At 58.4% G+C, this 21,080-nt stretch carries 20 protein-coding genes, 1 tRNA gene and 1 pseudogene; 8 read left to right on the top strand and 14 right to left on the bottom strand.

What is annotated here, in order from left to right; genetic code table 11:
- The first annotated feature begins 33 nt into the window (after nucleotides 1–33).
- Entirely contained in the window at nucleotides 34–1,032 is a 999-nt protein-coding gene (locus tag LOY38_RS12610) for a helix-turn-helix domain-containing protein (RefSeq protein WP_258700288.1), read from the top strand.
- Between the two features lie 201 nt (nucleotides 1,033–1,233).
- On the opposite strand, the pseudogene LOY38_RS12605 reads toward LOY38_RS12610, so the two are convergent.
- From LOY38_RS12605 to LOY38_RS12560, 10 genes and pseudogenes are all read right to left on the bottom strand, one after another.
- A pseudogene (locus tag LOY38_RS12605) lies at nucleotides 1,234–1,833 on the bottom strand (TolC family protein); the annotation flags it as partial.
- 382 nt (nucleotides 1,834–2,215) lie between these two features.
- Nucleotides 2,216–2,356, bottom strand: a complete 141-nt coding sequence (locus LOY38_RS12600; RefSeq protein ID WP_258700287.1) for a hypothetical protein — start codon at nucleotides 2,354–2,356, stop codon at nucleotides 2,216–2,218.
- A 283-nt stretch (nucleotides 2,357–2,639) separates the two neighbouring features.
- Nucleotides 2,640–3,014 (bottom strand): phage integrase central domain-containing protein, encoded by a 375-nt coding sequence (locus tag LOY38_RS12595; protein WP_258700286.1) that lies wholly within the window; start codon nucleotides 3,012–3,014, stop codon nucleotides 2,640–2,642.
- The gene (locus tag LOY38_RS12590; RefSeq protein WP_258700285.1) at nucleotides 3,004–3,285 is read right to left on the bottom strand and encodes an Arm DNA-binding domain-containing protein; all 282 of its coding nucleotides are present in this window, start codon (nucleotides 3,283–3,285) and stop codon (nucleotides 3,004–3,006) included. The genes LOY38_RS12595 and LOY38_RS12590 overlap by 11 nt, the downstream gene beginning before the upstream one ends.
- A 231-nt stretch (nucleotides 3,286–3,516) precedes the next feature.
- A tRNA-Gly gene (locus LOY38_RS12585) sits at nucleotides 3,517–3,592 on the bottom strand.
- Between the two features lie 63 nt (nucleotides 3,593–3,655).
- Nucleotides 3,656–4,216 (bottom strand): CDP-diacylglycerol--glycerol-3-phosphate 3-phosphatidyltransferase, encoded by a 561-nt coding sequence (gene pgsA, locus LOY38_RS12580; RefSeq protein WP_007933765.1) that lies wholly within the window; start codon nucleotides 4,214–4,216, stop codon nucleotides 3,656–3,658.
- A 33-nt stretch (nucleotides 4,217–4,249) separates the two neighbouring features.
- Complete coding sequence (gene uvrC, locus LOY38_RS12575; protein WP_007933764.1) at nucleotides 4,250–6,073, bottom strand: excinuclease ABC subunit UvrC; 1,824 nt, start codon at nucleotides 6,071–6,073, stop codon at nucleotides 4,250–4,252.
- 2 nt (nucleotides 6,074–6,075) lie between these two features.
- Complete coding sequence (gene uvrY / locus LOY38_RS12570; protein ID WP_008015884.1) at nucleotides 6,076–6,717, bottom strand: UvrY/SirA/GacA family response regulator transcription factor; 642 nt, start codon at nucleotides 6,715–6,717, stop codon at nucleotides 6,076–6,078.
- 127 nt (nucleotides 6,718–6,844) lie between these two features.
- Nucleotides 6,845–7,288: an N-acetyltransferase gene (locus LOY38_RS12565; RefSeq protein WP_258700284.1), complete on the bottom strand. Its 444-nt coding sequence runs from the start codon at nucleotides 7,286–7,288 to the stop codon at nucleotides 6,845–6,847.
- Nucleotides 7,289–8,047 carry a carbon-nitrogen hydrolase family protein gene (locus LOY38_RS12560; RefSeq protein WP_258700283.1) on the bottom strand — a complete coding sequence of 253 codons (759 nt, stop codon included), beginning with the start codon at nucleotides 8,045–8,047 and terminating at the stop codon, nucleotides 7,289–7,291. It abuts the gene before it with no gap.
- 627 nt (nucleotides 8,048–8,674) lie between these two features.
- Here LOY38_RS12560 and LOY38_RS12555 point away from each other — a divergent pair.
- Entirely contained in the window at nucleotides 8,675–9,763 is a 1,089-nt protein-coding gene (locus LOY38_RS12555) for a 3-deoxy-7-phosphoheptulonate synthase (RefSeq protein ID WP_258700282.1), read from the top strand.
- A 59-nt stretch (nucleotides 9,764–9,822) separates the two neighbouring features.
- Here LOY38_RS12555 and LOY38_RS12550 read toward each other — a convergent pair whose 3' ends face one another.
- Nucleotides 9,823–10,875 (bottom strand): hypothetical protein, encoded by a 1,053-nt coding sequence (locus LOY38_RS12550; protein WP_258700281.1) that lies wholly within the window; start codon nucleotides 10,873–10,875, stop codon nucleotides 9,823–9,825.
- A 339-nt stretch (nucleotides 10,876–11,214) separates the two neighbouring features.
- On the opposite strand from LOY38_RS12550, the gene LOY38_RS12545 reads away from it, so the two are divergent.
- The 6 genes from LOY38_RS12545 (at nucleotide 11,215) to LOY38_RS12520 (ending at nucleotide 18,161) form a co-directional block, all read left to right on the top strand.
- On the top strand, nucleotides 11,215–12,096 hold the full coding sequence (locus tag LOY38_RS12545; RefSeq protein WP_258700280.1) for a triacylglycerol lipase: 882 nt from the start codon (nucleotides 11,215–11,217) through the stop codon (nucleotides 12,094–12,096).
- A 98-nt stretch (nucleotides 12,097–12,194) separates the two neighbouring features.
- The gene (locus tag LOY38_RS12540) at nucleotides 12,195–12,476 is read left to right on the top strand and encodes a peptidylprolyl isomerase (protein ID WP_258700279.1); all 282 of its coding nucleotides are present in this window, start codon (nucleotides 12,195–12,197) and stop codon (nucleotides 12,474–12,476) included.
- A 135-nt stretch (nucleotides 12,477–12,611) separates the two neighbouring features.
- Nucleotides 12,612–14,480, top strand: coding sequence for an extracellular solute-binding protein (locus tag LOY38_RS12535; protein WP_258700278.1), 1,869 nt, complete (start codon nucleotides 12,612–12,614; stop codon nucleotides 14,478–14,480).
- Entirely contained in the window at nucleotides 14,480–15,541 is a 1,062-nt protein-coding gene (locus LOY38_RS12530; RefSeq protein ID WP_258700277.1) for a microcin C ABC transporter permease YejB, read from the top strand. The genes LOY38_RS12535 and LOY38_RS12530 overlap by 1 nt, the downstream gene beginning before the upstream one ends.
- Nucleotides 15,541–16,563: an ABC transporter permease gene (locus LOY38_RS12525; protein WP_258700276.1), complete on the top strand. Its 1,023-nt coding sequence runs from the start codon at nucleotides 15,541–15,543 to the stop codon at nucleotides 16,561–16,563. The genes LOY38_RS12530 and LOY38_RS12525 overlap by 1 nt, the downstream gene beginning before the upstream one ends.
- A 14-nt stretch (nucleotides 16,564–16,577) precedes the next feature.
- Nucleotides 16,578–18,161: an ABC transporter ATP-binding protein gene (locus LOY38_RS12520; protein WP_258700275.1), complete on the top strand. Its 1,584-nt coding sequence runs from the start codon at nucleotides 16,578–16,580 to the stop codon at nucleotides 18,159–18,161.
- On the opposite strand, the gene LOY38_RS12515 is transcribed toward LOY38_RS12520, so the two are convergent.
- Genes LOY38_RS12515 through LOY38_RS12505 form a run of 3 tightly spaced genes read right to left on the bottom strand, consistent with a single transcriptional unit; the run spans nucleotide 18,155 to nucleotide 21,047 of the window.
- The gene (locus tag LOY38_RS12515; protein ID WP_258700274.1) at nucleotides 18,155–19,486 is read right to left on the bottom strand and encodes a hypothetical protein; all 1,332 of its coding nucleotides are present in this window, start codon (nucleotides 19,484–19,486) and stop codon (nucleotides 18,155–18,157) included. The genes LOY38_RS12520 and LOY38_RS12515 overlap by 7 nt on opposite strands.
- 47 nt (nucleotides 19,487–19,533) lie before the next feature.
- On the bottom strand, nucleotides 19,534–20,070 hold the full coding sequence (locus LOY38_RS12510) for a hypothetical protein (protein WP_258700273.1): 537 nt from the start codon (nucleotides 20,068–20,070) through the stop codon (nucleotides 19,534–19,536).
- A gap of 35 nt (nucleotides 20,071–20,105) precedes the next feature.
- Nucleotides 20,106–21,047: a hypothetical protein gene (locus tag LOY38_RS12505; protein WP_258700272.1), complete on the bottom strand. Its 942-nt coding sequence runs from the start codon at nucleotides 21,045–21,047 to the stop codon at nucleotides 20,106–20,108.
- Between the last annotated feature and the right edge of the window lie 33 nt (nucleotides 21,048–21,080).

The following is a 21,080-nucleotide window of genomic DNA, read 5'->3' as shown; positions in this document are numbered from 1 at the left end:
CCGTCAGAAAACAATAATAAATAGAGGCGAAAAATGAACCATTTAGCCTGCGTGTCCACCGATCAGGTTGTTCGCTCCGACCGCCTGATGAAATGGAAAGAGTTCATGAGCGATCACCTGGGGCGTACGCCGGACTATATAAAACGGCTGGAATCGACGTTCATCGACCCGTTGCATGACAGCAACTTCCAGGGTCGGCTGGAGTACGGGGACCTGGGCCAGTTGCGTTTCTGTCGAATGACCGCCAGCGCCCATCGATATTCGCGCCACCTGAGCAAAGCGATCGACGCCCTCGACACGCCGCGCATGTTGATCATGCAGGTAGCTGGCGTCAGTCATTTCGAGCAGGGCCAGCAAAGCAGCGTGCTGGCCCCTGACGAAATGCTCCTGGTGGACTGCGGCAAACCTTTCAACGTGACCAGCACGCAAGGTTGCGAACACTTCATCCTGCTATTCCAGGGGGCATCCGGGCAGCTCGCGCAAACCGCCGACATGCACCTTAACGGTCGCAATGGACTGGGGCGGATGCTCATGCACCTGATCAGCGATGCCTACAACCAATACCCCTTGCTGAACAACCATTCGGCCGGGCTGATCGGTGACAGCATCACCGGGCTGCTGGATAACGCGCTGAAGAACAAACAGGAAGAAAAGCAACTCGAACACGACTTCCGCTTCTTCAAGCAAAACCGCCTCAAGGCGTACATCGAGCGCCACCTGGCCGACCGCGACCTGACCATCGAACGCATCGCCAACGCCGAACAGTGCTCGGTGCGCAGCCTGCACCGCGCCTTCCAGGATGAACTGGGGTGCAGTGTCAGCGAATACATCTGGCAGCGGCGCCTGTCACGTTGTGCCGAAGACCTGCGCAACCGGGAACATGCCCACCGCTCGCTCACCGAGATCGCCTACGCCTGGGGCTATGGCAGCAGCTCCCACTTCAGCCGGCATTTCAAATCGACGTTCGGCATGTCACCTCGGCTATTCCGCGACACCGCGAGTGACTGTCGGGAAAAATCGACGGCGGCTTGAGCCAGTTTCCAATTCCTATGGTTCACCATTCCCCTGTGGGAGCTGAGCTTGCTCGCGATGGCGGTGGATCAACTGGCAGGGATGTTGAATGTGCTGACGCTATCGCGAGCAAGCTCGCTCCCACAAGGGTGGCTCAGGGGTTCATGGATTCAGTGTTCACCACAAATCCTCTGTGGGAACTGAGCTTACTCACTGCCACATACTGCCGGCATCGAAGATCGGCAGGCTGATGCTCGGGGCAAACGTCCAGGCACCACTGCCGGACTTGAAGAGACCGGACAAGGCCGAACTTGAGGAACCGGCATTGGCCGTCAGGCTGATGCTGGGAAAGAACGCCGCACGGGCGGCGCCGATGTCGATATTGGCCGACTTGAGCGTGTGCTCGGCGGCCAGCACATCGGGGCGTCGTTGCAACAGACTGGAAGGCAGCTCTGCCGGCACCTGCACCAGCGCCGCGGCCGATTCCAGGTACGCGCCCGGTAACAACTCTTCGGGAATGTCGCTGCCCACCAGCAGGCGCAATGCGTTGCGATCCTGCAGGATCTGGCTTTCATACGCCGCCGCGTCGACCCGCGCCGACTCCACGGTGGTTTGCGCCTGGGCCACGGAAAGACCGGAGGAGCCGCCCAAGGCGTGGCTGCGTTGGGTCAATTCGTAGGTCGCCTGCTGGCTGCGCAAGGTCTCCTGGGCCAGGTGCAGGCGCTCGTTGTCAGGCGCCAGGGTCAGCCAGGCCGTGGCCACTTCGGCCACCAGCTCACTGTCGCGCAGCTTGGCGAGCTTATCCCGCAACGCGGCCGTCTGCTCAAGCAACACCATCTGATCGCTGCTCGGCGGCGTCCCCTGCCCTAACCGAGCGTTAAGCGCATCCAGTTGGTCGAGAAACAGCAGGGTAAAACTGTCGCCAGCCGTCTGCGCCAGTGCCTGCATGCGCAGTCGCGCTTCGCGAGCCCGACGCAACGAATCGGCATAGCCGAGGAACTGCTCCAGGTAAACGCTGACGGCCGTGCGAACGGTGGCGTGCGTTGCGCTGTTGGTCGGGTGATCATCGAGTTGCTGATTCAGTTTTCCGATCGTCTCGCGGACTTGCTCCAGGCGCTGCGGGGCGAGATCCAGGGCGAATGCTTTCTCGTCGATACGCGCACGCAGGATCAGGGCCTGGATCGATGATTCCTGACGCGATTGCTCACCGCGCTGCTGCAGCACACCCAGGGAACGAAACGCCGTGAGCGCGCCCCCCCAGGGTCACCAGCAGCACCAGGCCAAAACCCAACAATAGCTTACCCCCAACCGACAGATTTCCGAGCACGCGATTCAATACGAGCATGTCCAACTCCTCGCACGGTCATGGAGAAACAGCCTGCCCTTGGCGCACGGGATGATCGCTGTGCCGGATCTGGACTCACTCATCTGCCGATACCTTGTTCTTGTTGTTGTGGCGCCCCAAACGCCAACCAACGGCGCGGTGCAGCGCCAACTCTAGTGAGTCGGACCTCAACGACACCAATCGCATCCTGCGTTATGAGCCATCGCAAAGTACGATGGTAGGTATCCGGATTTGCTGCTTGAACGGTGAGTGGAAACCCCTTAGACCAACGGTGCACATGGCTCTATCTCCGTTCGCAATACCTCCCAGGGTTGTTTGTCACTGGCGGCTTGGGAATGGCGACAATATCGAGATCTGCTGAGGGATTGGTCATCAGTCCCTTTTCAACCATGGCATAGCGGAACAATTGGTTGAACCAGGTCCGGCATTTTTCCGCGGTAGTGAACGCCTGACGACTCTCAATTCTGCGCAGCAATTCGATCAAGTGCTGACGAGAAATCTCGGCAATAGGTAGAGGCCCAAGCAAAGGCAAAACGTCTTTGGCAAAAATACGATCAATCTGAGAAAGCGAGGTTTGGCGTCCGAGCTTCAATGTAACCGCCTTGAAGGTTCGCCAGGCAAGAAAGACTGCAGCAAAAGAATTCTCATCAGCAGCCAAGGCAGCGATCCTCTCTTCGAGCGGCTCGAGGATCGATCCCCTTCGCGACTTGGGTACGCGCATTGTCGCGAGCAAAACGAGCGTCTTTAAGGCTCAACTCCGGATACATTCCCAAGGAGATGCGAGCCGGCTTGCCTAACCAGGTGAAACGAAAATGCCAGCTCTTGGCACCCGTCGAACTGACGAATAGGTGCAAGCCGTCCATATCCTTGAGGCTGTAATTTCTTCCGAGGTTTTTTGCGTGGCGAACAGCCGTATCAGTCAAAGGCATATGTACATCTCCTCGTCTCGATCGATTGAGGAGAGATGTACGGGTTCCAGCAATGCATCATCTATCTGAAAACTGGCACATCCTGAGCCCGGATTTCGATGTACGTTTTGATGTACAAAAAAAGCGTGGCTGGGGGTGGTTTTCAGTAGAAATCACTGGAACGAAAAAAGAGGCCGAAGCCTCTATTTTCAATGACTTACAGATTTCAGTAGACATCTGTAGATCAATATTTGGAGCGGGAAACGAGACTCGAACTCGCGACCCCGACCTTGGCAAGGTCGTGCTCTACCAACTGAGCTATTCCCGCGTCTTGGTGAGGCGCATTCTATAGAATCCACATCCCCCGTCAACCCCTTGATTCAAAAAAGTTTTATTTCTTTTCCACATCCGTCTTCAGATGTGGCCAGGCAGCCCGCAAGTATTGGACCATGGACCACAACGTCAGGCCAGCAGACACCATCAGCAAGGCGTACCCCATCAGGACCCAGAAGCTGAAGTCCGACGGATTAGCCAACAGGATAACCAGCGCCAGCATTTGCGCGGCGGTTTTCCATTTGCCCAGGTTCGATACCGCTACATGGGCGCGGGCGCCGAGTTCGGCCATCCACTCGCGCAGTGCCGAGACGACAATTTCGCGACCGATGATGACGGCGGCCGGCAGCGTGAGCCACAGGTTGCCATGCTCTTGCACCAGCAGAACCAGTGCAACGGCGACCATCAGCTTGTCCGCAACAGGGTCGAGGAAGGCCCCGAACGGTGTGCTTTGTTCCAGACGTCGGGCCAGATACCCATCCAGCCAGTCGGTCGCGGCGGCAAAGGCAAAGACCGAAGCCGACGCCAGATAGCTCCAGTGGTAAGGCAAGTAAAACAGCAAAATGAAGATCGGAATGAGCAGGACGCGTAGAACGGTAATCAGATTAGGGATATTCATCGGCACAACTGGCTACGAGGTGAGTTGGGCATTCTACTCGCTGTGCAGATTTGCATAAATCAACTCTGCGAGCTTTTTACTGATCCCGGGTGCTTTGGCGATCTCTTCGATGCTGGCACGAGACAGCTCCTGCAATCCACCAAAATGTTTCAACAAATCGCGTCGACGTGTCGGCCCGACGCCGGCAACGCCCTCAAGCGTCGAGGTGCGGCGGGTTTTCCCGCGCCGTGCACGGTGCCCGGTGATGGCAAAACGGTGAGCTTCGTCGCGAATCTGCTGAATCAAATGCAGCGCGGGGGAATCACCGCGCAAGGTGAATTCGTGGGCAGCGTCGTTGAGGTACAAGGTTTCGAAACCGGCCTTGCGCGTAGCGCCTTTGGCAACGCCGAGCAGAATCAGGTCGGGCACGGCCAACTCGTTGAGCACGTCACGGGCCATGGACAGCTGACCTTTACCACCGTCGACCAGCAGGATATCCGGCAACTTGCCCTCGCCGTCCTTCAATTTGCTGAAGCGTCGGGTCAGGGCCTGGTGCATCGCCGCATAGTCGTCGCCCGGCGTAACGCCCTCGATGTTGTAGCGGCGGTAGTCGGACTTGATCGGGCCTTCCGGACCGAACACCACGCAGGATGCGACCGTGGCTTCGCCACTGGAATGACTGATGTCGTAGCACTCCAGACGTTGCGGCGGCTCGTCCAGGCTCAGCACTTCGGCCAGGGCATCGAAACGTGCCGCGACGTGTTGCCGGTTAGCCAGACGTGCGCCCAGCGCTTGCTCGGCATTGGTGACCGCCAATTGCTGCCATCGCGCTCGCGTGCCACGTACGCGATGGCTGATGGTCAGTTCGCGACCGCGCAGCTCTTCAATGGCTGCGATCAGCGTCGGAAAGTCTTCGTGAACCACGTTGACGATCAGTTCGCTCGGCAAGTCGCGTTCGGGACTGCTGATGAAGTACTGGCCAAGAAACGCTGCCATGACTTCGGAAACGTCTTCTTCAATACCCACCTGCGGGAAGAAGTTCTTGCTCCCCAACACCCGGCCGCCGCGCACGCTGATCAAGTGCACGCAGGCGCCACCCGGGTTGACGAATGCCGCGATCACATCGACATCGCCCGTCCCGCCTTCCATGCTCTGCTGGTCCTGGACCCGGCGCAGCAACGAGATCTGGTCACGCAACTCGGCGGCGCGCTCGAACTCGAGGTTGACCGCCGCCTCCTCCATGGCTGCGGACAACTCGTCCGCCAGTGCATTGCTGCGACCTTCAAGAAACATCACCGAGTGGCGTACATCTTCGGCGTACACCTCAGGCTCCACCAGGCCGACACATGGCGCCTTGCAGCGTTTGATCTGGTATTGCAGGCAAGGCCGCGTGCGGTTCTTGTAATAGCTGTCTTCACACTGCCGAACAAAAAAAGCCTTCTGCAGCAGGCTCAGACTTTCGCGGATCGCACCTGCGCTGGGGTAAGGACCGAAATACTTGCCCTTGGCCTTTTTAGCCCCCCGATGGATGCTCAAGCGTGGGAACTGGCCATCCGAGAGAAAGACATAAGGGTAGGATTTGTCGTCACGCAGCAGGATGTTGTACGGCGGGCGCCACTCCTTGATCAGCGTCTGCTCGAGCAACAAGGCTTCGGTTTCGTTGGCCGTGATGGTGGTTTCGACCTGGGCGATACGGCCTACCAGCGCAGCGGTCTTGGGGGCAAGACCGGTTTTGCGGAAGTAGCTCGCCAAACGCTTCTTGAGATTTTTGGCTTTGCCGACATAAAGCAGGCGGGCATCGCTGTCGAACATGCGATAGACACCCGGCCGTCCACTGACCGTCGACAGAAAAGCGCTTGGATCGAAGGTTTCAGTCATTTTCAGAGGCTGGCATCAACCATGCCGTGACGAACCGCCAGCAGCGTCAACTCGACATCGCTGCTGATCGAAAGCTTTTCGAAAATACGGTAACGGTAGGTATTCACTGTTTTTGGCGACAGACACAACTTGTCGGAGATGATCTGCACCTTCTGACAGCCGACAATCATCAACGCAATCTGGATTTCCCGCTCCGACAAGGCGTCGAAAGGCGAATCGTTGGTTGGCTGGAACGACTTGATCGCCAGTTGCTGGGCAATCTGCGGGCTGATGTAGCGTTGCCCGGCAAACACCAGGCGAATGGCCTGGACCATTTCCGGCAATCCGGCGCCCTTGGTCAGATAACCCGCGGCACCTGCCTGGAGCAGCCGGGTAGGAAACGGATCTTCTTCGCACACGGTGACCGCGACGACTTTGATGTCCGGATGACTGCGCAATAATTTGCGCGTGGCTTCAAGACCGCCGATCCCGGGCATCTTGACGTCCATCAGCACCACATCGGGTTTCAACTCACGCGCTTTTAGCAGGGATTCCTCCCCTGACTCAGCCTGGCCGACTACTTGCAGGCCATCGATGTCAGCCAGCATTCGTGTAATGCCTGTACGAACGAGATCATGGTCATCGACTACTAGCACCCTAATCAAGCAGACACCTCGCGATTTGGTCTTATTGGGTTGCCGGACACCTTAGCAAAAAGCGACTGGCAGACCTAGCGGAAAGCAGCATATAAAAAGTGTCAATTCTTCTTGCGAGGCTTGCCACCTATGTGTTTCAGCGATGCAGTTCATTGATATCACGCTGCATTCTCAGGAAACACTCGTCTTTGCCGACCACCTTCAGGCCTTTTCTCTCGTAAAGCATTTTTGCCGGATTATTTTCAAAGACGGTCAGACGCAATGCCGGGCGTCGTTCCTTGCATGCCATGACGAATACATGATCGATCACCCAGGAACCGGCGCCCTGCCCCTGGTACGCTTCAAGTAAATGCAATTCGCGGATGTACAAGGCTCTGGCGTCACGACTCAGGCTGACATAACCGATCAGCGTGTCATCACGCACAATCAGCCAGTTTTCGCGTCCCTCCCAGGCAACATCGAAAGCTTCGTCCAGCCACAACAGTTCATGTTGAATGTAGTAGCGAAGCATATTTCGACAAGTCAGGTTACGAGCGAAGTCCAGGTCCCGAGACGTTGCCGGACGCAATTCGAACTCCATTCAAGCCTCCGCGACAGCCACGACTTGCCCCTTCCAGCCATCAACATTGCGGCGAGCAACGACCATCAGGTTCCCCGTACCCGGCGCTGCCGCAATCAGCGCCCCGTCCGCAGCCCAGATTGCACTGCGCCTTGCCGACTCCCAGCCACCCGTTGCGCCGCCATGGTTGGCCATCAGTACCATCATCGAGTGGGTGCGGGCATAGCCTTGCAATAGTGCGGTATCAGGAGCGTAGCCGTTTTCTGTGATCAACACGCCCGCGGCATAAAGATCAGCGCCCTGCCGTGCCGCTGCTGCCGCATGACTGGCGTGAGAAAAGTCGGCGCATACCGCCAGCGCGACGGTATCGGTGCCGATCGTCAATGTCGAACCGCCCGTTCCCGGGGCAAACGCCGCCTCCTCGCCCGGGTGCAAATGCTGCTTGCTGTAAATTCCGAGCGAACCATCGGCACCCAATACCAGAGCACCGATCAATACCGGCGAATCTTCCGACAGACGAATCGGCATTCCGACGACACTGGTCACACCGACTTCCCGTGCGAAATCGCGCAGCGGTTGCAGCACCCTGGCGTCTGGCGCGATGGCAAGCTCCTGCGCCAAACCACGCTCATAGCCGGTCAGCGACAGTTCCGGAAACACCAGCAATTGCACGCCCTGCTCCGCGGCAACCTGCATGAAGCGCTGATGCCAGACCATATTGGCGGCAAGATCACCGGCGATGGAGATCGACTGAGCGGCGGCAATGGTCAGTGTCGTCATGGTTTCGTCCTTGTGACGTTGTTGTGGTTGGGCGCAGCGCAAAGTGTGTCACAACGCCCGACGCACTCAAGCGATAGAAAAGCCCATGATCATCGATAGCATTTTCTGATTGAATCCGCGTACCGGCCTCTAGTAAGCTCGGTTCACTCATCGGAGACAGACCATGTTCAACGCCCTCTCACAGCTTCGTACCGCCAGCGCCCCGCGCTCGGTTGCGGCTGCCCGGGCGAATGACGTTTGTGCTTCGGTCAGCTCTTATTTTGGGTATTGGTTTAGCCACTGGCGCGCCTGATACCCACACGGCGCCCACTTTAAACGGGTCGCCACCAGAGAATTCTCAACCCCCGGTCGGCCTCCCGACCGGGGGTTTTGTTTTTTCAGCCCTGAACATTTTTAGCGTCACACCAGACATCCAGGAGTTTTGAACATGAATTACGCCACTTATTACCGTTACGACAGTTTTACCGCCTGGCGATTTACCAGCCTCCGCTCGGGACAGCCTGCCGCCTCCGATCGGTCACCCACAGGTGGCAAGCACACACACGCAGCCAATCCGGCCAATTGTCGAACACCCCAGTAGGGCCGAGCGTGCGGGACGAACCCGCCGCCAGCCCAGGAAGCCCGAATATGAACTCGTCCGTCTCTGCTCTGCCGCTGTCCACCTTGAGCCCTGCCAATGAAGCGCTGACCTTGCGTCTGCCCAGCTCATTGCAACTCAAACAGCAACTGCCACTCAGCAACGCCCTGACCCAACAAGTCGCCGCCCACCGTCAGGCAGTCCGCGCGATCCTCAACGGTGAGGATTCCCGTCTGCTGGTGATCGTTGGTCCCTGCTCGATTCACGATCCCCGCTCAGCCCTCGAATACGCCGCTAACCTGGCCCACCTGTCTGCACAAGTCAGCGATGAGATGCTGCTGGTGATGCGCGCCTACGTCGAAAAACCCCGCACCACGGTCGGCTGGAAAGGCCTGGCCTACGACCCGCATCTGGATGGCAGCGATGACATGGCGGGCGGTTTGACGCTGTCCCGCGAATTGATGCGCGAAATGCTCCAATTGGGTTTACCCGTTGCCACCGAGCTGCTGCAACCGATGGCCGCCGGCTACTTTGACGATCTGCTGAGCTGGGTCGCGATTGGCGCCCGTACCACCGAATCACAAATCCACCGGGAAATGGCCAGCGGCCTGTGCATGCCGGTAGGGTTCAAGAACGGCACCGATGGCGGTGTGGCTATCGCCAGCGATGCCATGCGCTCGGCCGCCCATCCGCATCGCCATTTCGGTGTCGATAGCCAGGGGCATCCTGCAATTATTCAGACGCCGGGCAACCCCGACACCCACCTGGTATTGCGTGGCGGCCATCACGGCCCGAACTACGACCGCGACAGCGTCGCCAAGGTGCAAAGCGATTTGACCAGACTCAAGATCCCGGCGCGGATCATGGTCGACTGCAGCCACGCCAACAGCGGTAAAGATCCGCTGCGTCAGCCAGCCGTGTTCAACGACGTACTCGAACAACGCCTGCAAGGCGATCGCTCGCTGGTTGGCATGATGATTGAGAGCCATCTGTTCGAAGGCTGCCAGCCGTTGAACCCGTCGTTGCGTTACGGGGTGTCGGTAACGGACGGCTGCCTTGGCTGGAGCGGGACGGAACAGTTGTTGCTGCAGGCCGCCGAACAACTCCGTGTGCAGCGCCGCACTCAACAGCCGAAATGACCAATGACAGCCTTCCAGTTCTCAATAGAAAACTGGAAGGCTGTTGACGTTAAATCAGTTTACGACTGCACTCGCACTAACGTGACTTCGGACTGCTGGCTCACATCGTCGAGACGTTCGACTGAATAGGCTATTCGGACCGTCAAGTCCCGATGCTCGCGCCAGAACCTGTAGGGAACGACAAACACCAACGGTTGGCCGGCCATTTCCCTGAAAACCTCACGTTCATCGCGGTGACTGAAATGCTCGCCGTCACACTTCAGGTAGACCAGTTCGCCCTCTTCGGCCTGGACATTGTCGATCACGACGGGGACACCATCGATCGCATCTTGCAGCTCCAGCCAACCCTCATCGGCTTCCAGCACGGAGGGTGGCAAAAGCGGTCCTCGTTCCAGAGGGCCGATCAACAGCTTCGCAGGTTCAGAGAAACGTGATGTTTGCCCCTTCTGCTCGACGCAATAGCTGACCGTAACAACTGCCCCGAGATTGGGTGCAATACAGTCGGGAGGTATCCAGAACGACAGTTCGCCTTCTATTGCAAAGGATTCGACTGTCAATGCGTCATTGAAGCTCGCTTGTGGCGTACCCCCTGCCCAAGACAGCAAGACCCGATCTCCAGCCGCCATCCGGGCATACCGTCTGATCGTTATGCTCGCGCCCTCGGCGACCCTGCCCGGGTCGAGCGTGCCGCCCACTGCATCGTCCACAATCGCAGGCAGCAAATCTGGCCGTGCATCACCGACATACAGGTGTAAACGCTCGGACTCCACTGGCTCACAAAGGAGCGCACTGTAGAGCCTGTAGTAAACCTCGAGCGATCCTCCATCCAGTGCGGCAATGTGTTCACCCGATACGCGAAAGACCACCGCCCTGCCCACCTGAGTTTCGCTGACGAAACGCGACACGTCGTGCCAATACGCAACCCCCTCTGCATCAATACCTGACCAGAACATTTCCAGTTTGTCTCCGCAGGCCATATACGGGTAAGGCGCAACGGTGACGATGGCTTTACTTTCCGACGGATCGAGCACCGAGTTATCCGCCTGCTCCAGCTGTGGTGCCGCCATGCATTGCTCTACAACATTGAGGCTATCCGCTTCATAAAAAGTCATTCACACGCTCCAGTCCCTGGAATAAATGCCGCCTTGAAGGTCGGCATCGAACAAAGCCCATTGAAACCCACGGCGTTAATCCGCGATGCCGGACAATCGCGTCGGTTTGTACGGAAAAAAGACGTTTCATAAGTAGGTCATTACGAAGAAGCGTCCAGTCATCGCTAAAAAGATGTCCAGATATTCCGACCAAGACCTCATGTTCATCCGAACTTTCGCACCATTTCTATTCCGTTTTCATCAGGTTACAGCGGCTTTTTCATACATCACCGGGCGGCTGGTGTGCTTTAGAGTGCGCCCTTAAGCACACACCTGACCTACTGCGAAAAAGGAATGCACATGCTACGGAATGCAAACACTCACTATCCGATCCTGCTGGTCCACGGGCTCTTCGGCTTCGATCGCATTGGTAATCTGGAACTGTTCCATGACGTCAAACTGGCCCTGAGAAACGCTGGTGCAAGGGTTTTCATCCCGCACCTGTCGGCTACCCACAGCAATGAAACCCGCGGCGAACAACTGTTGGCGCAGATCGAGCGGGTACTGCAAGGAACCGGTGCAGAAAAAGTCAACCTGATCGGTCACAGCCAGGGCGCACTGGCTGCACGTTATGCGGGGGCGCTGGCGCCAGAGGCGGTCGCTTCAGTGACATCGGTCAGCGGGCCGAATCATGGCTCGGAACTGGCCGACTTCCTGCGCAAGGCACTGACCCCCGGACGCCTGCCAGAACATGTCGCCGGAGCGGTGGCTACTTTGTTCGCCGACTTCCTGTCGTTGCTCAGTGGCAACCGGCACCTGCCGCAGAACGCCATCGCCGCGCTCAATACAATGACTACCGAAGGCGTCGGCGCATTCAACGACAAATACCCTCAAGGGTTGCCGAAAACCTGGGGGGGCAAGGGTCGCGAACTGGTTAACGGCGTGCGCTACTATTCCTGGAGCGGCACCCTGCCGGGAAACATCCTCGACGAGGGGCTCAATGCACTCCATCCGCTGCACGGGTTCCTCCGGGCCTTTTCCCACTATTTCACCACCGAAGCCGAGCAGAATGACGGCATGGTCGGCCGGTTCAGCTCCCATCTGGGTAAAGTGATCCGTTCGGACTATCCACTCGACCATCTGGAGAGCCTCTGCCAGACAACCGGTCAGGTGCGCAAGGGTATCGACCCGATCGCCCTGTATGTGCAGCATGCCGAACGCTTGAGGAATGCCGGCCTTTAAGCCATGCCATAAAAGCCGGACGAAACTTTGAGAGAGAAATAGCCCACTGAATCCGGTAGGCTCCGCACTTTACTGAACATTGAATGGAGTATTTTCCCATGGCCAAAGCCACTGCCCGTCACATCCTGGTTGCCACCGAAGCCAAGTGCAACGAACTCAAGGCCCAGATCGAAGCCGGCGCCGATTTCGCCGAAATCGCCAAAGCCAACTCCACCTGCCCGTCCAGCCGCCAGGGCGGTGACCTGGGTTCGTTCGGCCCAGGCCAGATGGTCAAGGAATTCGACACCGTGGTCTTCAGCGCACCGATCAACGTGGTGCAAGGCCCGGTCAAGACCCAGTTCGGTTACCACCTGCTGGAAGTGACCAGCCGTCAGGACTGATCGACCCTTGAGTTTTCTACACAACGGCCCGCCTTTTGGTGGGCCGTTGTGTTTTCGTTACGTGATACGGCTGGCGAGGGACGCGCCGCTAGCGTACAAATTGTGCTTATCGATCATCCGGCTATAAGGCTGACAATGCGACTGGCTTTCCCCACTTGGTTGTTCACTGCCGCGGCCCTGTTGTTGGGCGCCGCCGGTGTGAATGCTGCACCGCAACAGGCGTTGACCGTATACGGTGAACCGGCGAAGTATCCCGCCGGCTTCAGTCATTTCGCCTACACCAACCCGCAAGCGCCGAAGGGTGGCACGATGCGTCGCTCAGCGCTGGAAATCGGTCATTTCGACCATGTCCTGCCGTACATCGACAAAGGCATTGGTGTCACGCAGATCGACGGCTTGATCTACTCGCCCCTGGCCCTGCGTTCGCTGGACGAACCCTACACCGTGTACGGCCTGGTGGCGCAACAGATGGAGCGTTCCGACGACGGTTTGTCTCTGCGTTTCTACCTGAACCCGAACGCCCGTTTCGCCGACGGCAAGCCCATCACGGCCGAAGACGTGCGCTACACCTTCAACTTGCTGATGACCCAGGGCAGCCTGCGTTATCGCACGCAATTCGCCGACGTCAAAGGCGTCGAAGTGGAGTCGCCGCGAACCATTCGCTTCGACTTCAAAAGCAATGAAAACCGCACCCTGCCCCTCGACATCGCCACCTTGCCGGTATTTCCCGAACACTGGTGGAAGACCCGCGACTTCGCCAATGGTGGCGGTTACGAACCGCCACTGGGCAGCGGGCCATACAGGGTGAGCAAGGTCGACTCCGGGCGCAGCATCACCTTCGAGCGTAACGCCGACTGGTGGGCCAGGGATTTACCGGTCAGCCGTGGCCTCTACAACTTCGATCATTTCAGCATCGAGTACTTCGGCGACACCGACGTCGCCCGTCAGGTGCTGCGTGGCGGTGCCTATGACTACAACCGCGAATTCTCCGCCACCGCCTACTCCATTGGTTACGAGAGCCCGGCCCTGAGCGACGGTCGCCTGCAAAAGGCCCACCTGGCCAAAGAGGCACCGCAATCGTCTCAGGGCTTTGTGTTCAACCTGCAAAACCCGATGTTTCAGGACCGCCGTGTGCGCCAGGCCCTGGCCATGCTCTGGGATTTCGAGTGGAGCAACCGGCAAATGATGCGCAACCTGTACATCCGCCAGCAGAGCTTCTTTTCCAACACCGACCTCGCCGCCCGACAACTGCCCGACGCGGGTGAACGGGCGATTCTCGAACCGCTGCGCGGGCAGATCCCCGACGAAGTCTTCACCCAGGTCTTCGAAGCACCGAAAACCGACGGTAGCGGCGTGATTCGCGACAAACAGTTGCAAGCCCTGGACTTGCTCGAACAGGCGGGCTGGAAACCCGATGGCGATCAACTGGTCAATGCCGAAGGTCAACCGCTGAGCTTCACCTTCCTGATCAGCCAGAACGGCATGGACCGATTGCTGCTGCCTTATAAGCGCACCCTGAAACAAATCGGCATCGACCTGAACATTCGCCACATCGACGCCTCCCAGTACGTCAACCGCCTGATGTCCCGGGATTACGACATGATCGTCACCGGCTACCCGGTCACCAACTCGCCGGGTAACGAGCTGTACAACTACTTTGGCTCGGCGGCGGCCAACGATCCGGGTTCCAACAACTACATGGCGCTGAAGAATCCGGCGGTCGATACGTTGATCAACGGCCTGGTTCGGGCCAACACCCAGGCCGACATGCTGCGCTACGCACATGCCCTGGACCGTGTTCTGCAATGGAACTTCTATTGGATTCCCAACTATTACCCGCCAGGCAGTTCGACCCTGTGGTGGAACCGCTTCGGCATTCCCGCTGTGCAAGCGAGCAATGACGAAGCCATCGAGAGTTGGTGGGAAGTCAGTTCCACACCCCTGACCAACGAACAGATGACCGCCGAACTCATCAAGCGCGGCAAACCCGGAGGGCCGCACTGATGTGGGCTTACATACTGCGGCGTTTGCTGCTGATCATTCCGACGCTGGTGATCATTCTTCTGGTCAATTTCGTCATTGTCCAGGCGGCGCCCGGTGGCCCGGTGGAACAGGCTATCGCGAAGCTGCAAGGCATCGGCGGCGCGGGGGTCGGCGGCGGTTCCAGCGAGACAATGCACGGCAGCTCACGGGCCAGCCGCGGGCTTGATCCGCAGCTGATCAAGGAGATCGAAAAGCAATACGGCTTCGACAAGCCGGCGCCGGAACGCCTGTGGCTGATGCTCAAGAGCTACGCCCATCTCGATTTCGGCAAGAGCTTTTTCCGCGGCGCCACGGTCACCGACCTGATCCTGGAAAAAATGCCGGTGACCATTTCCCTCGGGCTCTGGGCGACGTTGATCACTTATTTGGTGTCGATTCCGCTGGGCATCCGCAAGGCCGTGCACCACGGCAGTCATTTCGACATCTGGAGCAGCACCGCGATCATCATCGGTTACGCCATGCCGGCGTTCCTGTTCGCGATGTTCCTGATCGTGGTTTTCGCTGGTGGCACCTCATTGAACTGGTTCCCGGTGCGCGGCCTGGTCTCGGACAACTTCGAGTCGCTGTCGACGGTGGGCAAAATCGCCGATTACTTCTGGCACCTGGTGTTGCCGGTGACGGCGCTGGTGATCGGCGGTTTCGCCACCCTGACCATCCTCACCAAAAACTCCTTCCTCAATGAAATCACTTGCCAGTACGTGGTCACTGCCCGCGCCAAGGGGTTGAGTGAACGCCGAGTGCTTTACGGCCATGTGTTTCGCAACGCGATGCTGCTGGTGGTGTCGGGAATTCCGCAGGCCTTCATCAGCGTATTTTTCGCCGGGTCGCTGCTGATCGAAGTGATTTTTTCCCTCGATGGCCTGGGCCGCATGAGTTACGAAGCCGCTGTATCACGGGACTATCCGGTGGTATTCGGCTCGCTGTTCATCTTCACCTTGTTCGGCCTGCTGATAAAAATCATCGGTGACCTCTGCTACACCCTGGTCGATCCGCGTATCGACTTCGCCGCGAGGAATGCCTGATGTTCAAGCTCTCGCCACTGGGCCGTCGCCGCTTCGAACGCTTCAAGAAAAACCGCCGGGGCTGGTGGTCGCTGTGGTTGTTTGTCGGCCTGTTCCTGCTGACCCTGGGCGGCGAGCTGATCGCCAACGACAAACCGCTGATGGTCAGCTACCAGGGCTCGTTGTACTTCCCGGCGCTCAAACGCCACACCGAGCAGGAGTTTGGCGGGCAACTGCCCTTTCAGGCCGACTACCGCAGCGATTACGTGCAGAAGCTGATTCACAAGGATGGCGGCTGGATGCTGTTTGCGCCGATCCCGTTCAGCGACGACACGCCCAACTACGACCTCAATCAACCGGCGCCGAGCCCGCCGTCGAAGGTCAACTGGCTGGGTACCGACGATCAGGCCCGGGACGTGCTGGCCCGGGTGATTTTCGGGGCGCGGGTGTCGATCCTGTTCGCGCTGGCACTGACCTTTATCAGCGCGTTGATCGGCATCGCCGCCGGTGCCCTGCAAGGCTATTACGGCGGCTGGGTCGACCTGCTCGGTCAGCGCTTGCTGGAGGTCTGGTCCGGGTTGCCGGTGCTGTACCTGCTGATCATTCTGTCGGGCTTCGTCGAGCCGAATTTCTGGTGGCTGCTGGGGATCATGGCGCTGTTTTCCTGGCTGGCCCTGGTGGACGTGGTGCGCGCCGAGTTCCTGCGCGGGCGAAACCTCGAATACGTCAAGGCCGCCCGCGCGCTGGGCCTGACCGACCGCAAGGTGATCGTGCGGCACATTCTGCCCAATGCGATGAACGCCACCCTGAGTTATCTGCCGTTCATCCTGACCGGGGCGATTTCCACCCTCACCGCATTGGACTTCCTCGGCTTCGGCATGCCAGCCGGCAGCGCGTCCCTGGGCGAATTGATCGGTCAAGGCAAGCAGAACCTGCAAGCACCATGGCTGGGGCTGACGGCGTTTTTCACCCTGGCGCTGATTCTTTCTTTATTGGTGTTCATTGGCGAGGCGTTGCGTGATGCCTTTGACCCTCGTTCTTGAAGCGGACTGTTGATATGAGTGACAACCTGATCGAAATCCGTGACCTCAACGTAGCCTTCAGTGGCCAGACCGTGGTGTGCAACCTGTGCCTGGACATCCGCCCCGGCGAATGCCTGGCGTTGGTCGGTGAGTCGGGCTCCGGTAAATCAGTGACCGCCCACTCGATCCTGCAACTGCTGCCCGAAAATGGCACGCAAACCACCGGCAGCATTTGCTATCGCGGCCAGGAATTGATTGGCGCCGACACCAAGGCCTTGCGCGAGCTGCGCGGCAACCGGATCGCGATGATCTTCCAGGAGCCGATGACCTCCCTCAACCCGCTGCACAGTATCGAAAAGCAGATCGGCGAAACCCTGCTGTTGCACAGAGGGCTGGGGGGCAAAGCGGCGCAAGCGCGGATTCTCGAGTTACTGCAACTGGTGGGCATCCAGAAGCCCGAAGAGCGGCTCAAGGCCTATCCCCATCAACTGTCCGGCGGCCAACGGCAACGGGTAATGATCGCCATGGCCCTGGCCTGCGAGCCGGAGCTGCTGATCGCCGACGAGCCGACCACCGCGCTGGATGTGACGGTGCAGCGCAAGATCCTGCTGCTGCTCAAATCCCTGCAACAGCGGCTCGGCATGTCACTGCTGCTGATCAGCCACGACCTCAATCTGGTGCGCAGCATCGCCCAGCGGGTGTGCGTGATGCGCGCCGGGGAAATCGTCGAGCAGGCGCCCTGCGAGACACTGTTCACCGAGCCGAAACATCCTTACAGCTGTGTGCTGTTGAATGCCGAGCCAGAAGGTGAAGCCCTGCCACGGGACGAACGTGAAAAAGTCCTGGAAGTGGATAATCTACAGGTGCAGTTCGCCATCGGTGGCGGACTGTTTCAGCGTAAAACTTACCTGCGCGCGGTGGACGGCATCAGCCTGAACGTTCAACGCGGCAAGACCCTGGGCATTGTCGGTGAATCCGGTTCGGGCAAATCCACCCTCGGTCAGGCGATCCTGCGCTTGCTCGACTCGGAAGGCAGCATTCGCTTTCAGGGTGAGGCCCTCGATGGCCTGACGCAAAAGCAACTTCGGCCATGGCGCAAGAAGATGCAGGTGGTGTTCCAGGACCCTTACGGCAGCCTCAGCCCGCGGATGTCCGTGGCGCAGATCATCAGTGAAGGCCTTGAGGTTCACAGCCAGTCCACCCCTGACGAATGCGAGGCCCAGGTGATCCGGGTGCTGGAAGAAGTCGGCCTCGACCCGCAAAGCCGTCATCGCTACCCGCACGAATTCTCCGGCGGCCAACGCCAGCGCATCGCCATTGCCCGCGCGCTGGTGCTGAAACCGGCGCTGATCCTGCTCGACGAACCGACCTCGGCCCTCGACCGCACGGTGCAAAAACAAGTGGTCGCCCTGCTCCGCCAGCTTCAGGAGAAACATGGCCTGACCTACCTGTTCATCAGTCACGACCTGGCGGTGGTGCGCGCCCTGGCCCACGACATGATCGTGATCAAGGACGGCAAAGTGGTGGAAAGCGGCGCCAGCCACGACGTGTTCGACTCGCCGCAGCATCCCTACACCAAAGAACTGTTGGCGGCGGCGCATCCGGGGTGGGCTTACTGAACGCCCTGCTCTTGAGGGTCAAAAACAAATACCTGACCGGGTGCCGCGTTCAATGTCACTCGCATGATCGGTATGTATCGTCCGGACACCTGAAAATAGTCCTTTTGGTCATATTGCGCGCCAGCCAATCCATTTCCACCGCCAAGCGCTTGAGTGGTGTAGATGAACGCTTCGATGGGCAGTTGTGATGGATTGTCCTGAGGCCAGGCAGCGACCATAAACTCGTTCCAGCCGTAATAATCACTGCGATTCAAACGCACGTCGATGCTGAGCTGGAACTGCTGTGGATCAAGGTTGAATGCACATGAGGAGTTCGGACGGGCAGCATACCGCGCAGTCCATGCCTGGACACTGGTAACCCCCAATTCACCGCACATTCCGCCGCGGACTCTACAAGCGTCCGCTGAACCACTGGTACCGCCATCAAATGGATAAGCACATCGCAAGCTCATGGGGTTGCCTACCGGTGCAGCCTGTTCACGGATGACGAATCCCTGGACCTTGTAAAGCCTGATGACACCGGCGTCGGCTCGCAGATAACTGAAAGAGGCACCGTTGCCGCGCACCGATCCAGGACTGGGATTCCACGAATGAAACGCCGTCGATTGGTCAGTCGTGCGGATCAGTACCCCATTGCAATAAAACGCTGCCCGACCATCCCGGCAGGTCGGTGACGTATCGGCATACCGTGCATTCAATCGGGCGGCTACTTGATAACCCACATACAATTGATCAGCCTGATTGAAACCAAAGAGGCTCTGTTGTGCATCATCGCGCTGCATCCGCAGGATCGGCAGCCACTCACCGGTTGCCCGAAAATACGCCAGTTGATCCCTCTGTGCTCCACGCAGCGCACCTGCGGTGCCCAAGTCATAGAACAGCGCCTGCAATGGAGCTCGGGCCGGGGCCCCATCATCCCAATTCTTGACCGAGGCCTCGGAATTCGACGCTGCCGGCAATACATCAAGCTGCTTGCCCAGGCCGATCGCTGTGAACACATCGGTAAACACGAAACCGTTAGGTCGATTTGCAAGTACCGGGGCACGATCAACCCGCCAATAGTCAAACCGTTCAACGCCGGAGGAAACCGCTTCCGCGCTGAGTTTCCAGAATCCCACTGTCGGCGCATTCTGCGAGCGACGTGCCAACACGCCACTGCAATAATGAATCGCAGTGGCACCGACACATTCACTGACGGACAGCCGATAACGGGCATTGAGCAACTGCGCAACTTCAGGTCCTGTGACCGCCCAGACACCGTGGGTAAAGAACAGACTCAGAAAAAGCCCGACAAACCACCTCATGTATCCTTTCCCTCGTTCCATAACGAACCCTCCTCCTGAAAGTACATTCCGATTGCGACGGCTGCTCACTACGTGCTCTGGTCCGATGGCTCGTAGAAAAATACATTCGCGCCGGGTGAGTTGAGCGCGACCCGAACGATCGGCACCGTCCGGGTGGCGGCAGCCGATTCCTTGAAGATCAACCCCTGGTTGCCGGCGATCTGTAGCATTCCCACAGTGGCTCTTGCCCAAGAGAACGAAACACCATTACGCCCCACCGAGTTGGGGCTGGGGTTCCATGCATGAAACTGGGTCGAAGCGGCAGTGCCACGTATCAATACACCGTTGCAATGGAAGGCCGCACTGCCGTCGCGACAGGTGATGGCGGTATCGCGAAACCGTGCATTGAGGCGGGACGCCACCTGGTATCCGAAATACAACTGATCTTGTTGATTGAAACCAAATATCCGTTGCCCGGTATCACCCAGATCAAGACGCAGAGCGGGCTGCCACGTCCCCGTCGCCCGAAAGTAATCATGTTGCGGGCCAGTGACAGCCTGGGCAATTCCACCAAATTGCAGGTAAAGCAATAGCGTGCTGTGAATCAGCAAACGATAGACGTTCATGTAATCTCCCCCTGGCGCTACGCCATGAGCTTTTCTCAGCGAATGGAAATACCCAATACCTGATGCAACTCACTCAGGTCGGCCGAGGTGAAGTGGGGATCCAGCGGATCGTTTTCGCGTTTATCCAGATCGACGATCCAGGCGGTGTTGGCACCGTTGAGTTCACCGGTCCAGAACGGATAAGGCAACAGTTCGAAGTAATCGGTCAGCGAGCCTGCATTGGCACTGTAGATACTCATCAGTTGTCGCAGCTGGGCCAGTGTGGCCGGTTCCAACCCGGCTGCCGTGCAGGCGTTGCGCATGCCGGACCAATTGGCGGTAGCCGTCAGGAAGTGCAGTTGACCTATTCCGGTAACAGTCAGGTTGTAGCTCTTGGCTTGGCCGACACTATCGGTCGCGCGGAGGGTGCAGATGCCGTTACCCGTGGCAGTCACCTCCCCTTGTCGTTCAACGCTGGCAACCGTGGTATCGCTGCTGGTGTATTCATATGGTGCGACACCCCATGTGGCCTCTCGGGTGAAACGGGAGAACGCAGGCGAGGTGAGTGGCGGTTTACCGGTCACTACCACATAGTTGTAAGTCTGTAGATCCAGCGTGTGCTCACCTTCGAAACCGGTCTTGATCTCAAGCTGCAACTCCCGGGATGTGTGCAGTCGCTGGTTGCCAAACCAGACTTCATAACTCACCCCAATCACGCTCCCCAAGTGCTTGGCGAATTCATCAGAGAGAACACTGAACCACGGAGGTGTCTCACCCTGGTTCGCCCTGATTTTGATCTTGTCGATCAGCACCCTAGAGGCGCCGTCCGGGGTGAAGTAAAGATGCACCTCATCATTGAATTTCATCCCGATGTACGAGGCCAGACGGACAGCCGTTCTCTCTGGCAGCGACTGCGGATCCAGCGTTCCCTCGGGACTGGAACCGTCAACAGTCGGGGCAATCAGGGTTGTCATGACACCATTGATTTCTTCAAGCATTTTCGGATACCTCAAAGTCGGTCAGGCACCCGG

This window comes from Pseudomonas sp. B21-015, assembly GCF_024749285.1.
Lineage (GTDB): Bacteria > Pseudomonadota > Gammaproteobacteria > Pseudomonadales > Pseudomonadaceae > Aquipseudomonas.
Note: the sequence above shows the minus strand (reverse complement) of the source record. Positions and strands in the feature narration are given on the sequence as shown.

Excerpts from the sequence above, each read along its gene's own strand:
- LOY38_RS12610 (WP_258700288.1), top strand. The coding sequence starts at position 34 with ATGAACCATTTAGCCTGCGTGTCCACCGATCAGGTTGTTCGCTCCGAC.
- LOY38_RS12600 (WP_258700287.1), bottom strand. The coding sequence starts at position 2,356 with ATGCTCGTATTGAATCGCGTGCTCGGAAATCTGTCGGTTGGGGGTAAG.
- LOY38_RS12590 (WP_258700285.1), bottom strand. The coding sequence starts at position 3,285 with ATGCCTTTGACTGATACGGCTGTTCGCCACGCAAAAAACCTCGGAAGA.
- pgsA (WP_007933765.1), bottom strand. The coding sequence starts at position 4,216 with ATGAATATCCCTAATCTGATTACCGTTCTACGCGTCCTGCTCATTCCG.
- uvrC (WP_007933764.1), bottom strand. The coding sequence starts at position 6,073 with ATGACTGAAACCTTCGATCCAAGCGCTTTTCTGTCGACGGTCAGTGGA.
- LOY38_RS12565 (WP_258700284.1), bottom strand. The coding sequence starts at position 7,288 with ATGGAGTTCGAATTGCGTCCGGCAACGTCTCGGGACCTGGACTTCGCT.
- LOY38_RS12560 (WP_258700283.1), bottom strand. The coding sequence starts at position 8,047 with ATGACGACACTGACCATTGCCGCCGCTCAGTCGATCTCCATCGCCGGT.
- LOY38_RS12555 (WP_258700282.1), top strand. The coding sequence starts at position 8,675 with ATGAACTCGTCCGTCTCTGCTCTGCCGCTGTCCACCTTGAGCCCTGCC.
- LOY38_RS12550 (WP_258700281.1), bottom strand. The coding sequence starts at position 10,875 with ATGACTTTTTATGAAGCGGATAGCCTCAATGTTGTAGAGCAATGCATG.
- LOY38_RS12545 (WP_258700280.1), top strand. The coding sequence starts at position 11,215 with ATGCTACGGAATGCAAACACTCACTATCCGATCCTGCTGGTCCACGGG.
- LOY38_RS12540 (WP_258700279.1), top strand. The coding sequence starts at position 12,195 with ATGGCCAAAGCCACTGCCCGTCACATCCTGGTTGCCACCGAAGCCAAG.
- LOY38_RS12535 (WP_258700278.1), top strand. The coding sequence starts at position 12,612 with ATGCGACTGGCTTTCCCCACTTGGTTGTTCACTGCCGCGGCCCTGTTG.
- LOY38_RS12530 (WP_258700277.1), top strand. The coding sequence starts at position 14,480 with ATGTGGGCTTACATACTGCGGCGTTTGCTGCTGATCATTCCGACGCTG.
- LOY38_RS12525 (WP_258700276.1), top strand. The coding sequence starts at position 15,541 with ATGTTCAAGCTCTCGCCACTGGGCCGTCGCCGCTTCGAACGCTTCAAG.
- LOY38_RS12520 (WP_258700275.1), top strand. The coding sequence starts at position 16,578 with ATGAGTGACAACCTGATCGAAATCCGTGACCTCAACGTAGCCTTCAGT.
- LOY38_RS12515 (WP_258700274.1), bottom strand. The coding sequence starts at position 19,486 with ATGGAACGAGGGAAAGGATACATGAGGTGGTTTGTCGGGCTTTTTCTG.
- LOY38_RS12510 (WP_258700273.1), bottom strand. The coding sequence starts at position 20,070 with ATGAACGTCTATCGTTTGCTGATTCACAGCACGCTATTGCTTTACCTG.
- LOY38_RS12505 (WP_258700272.1), bottom strand. The coding sequence starts at position 21,047 with ATGCTTGAAGAAATCAATGGTGTCATGACAACCCTGATTGCCCCGACT.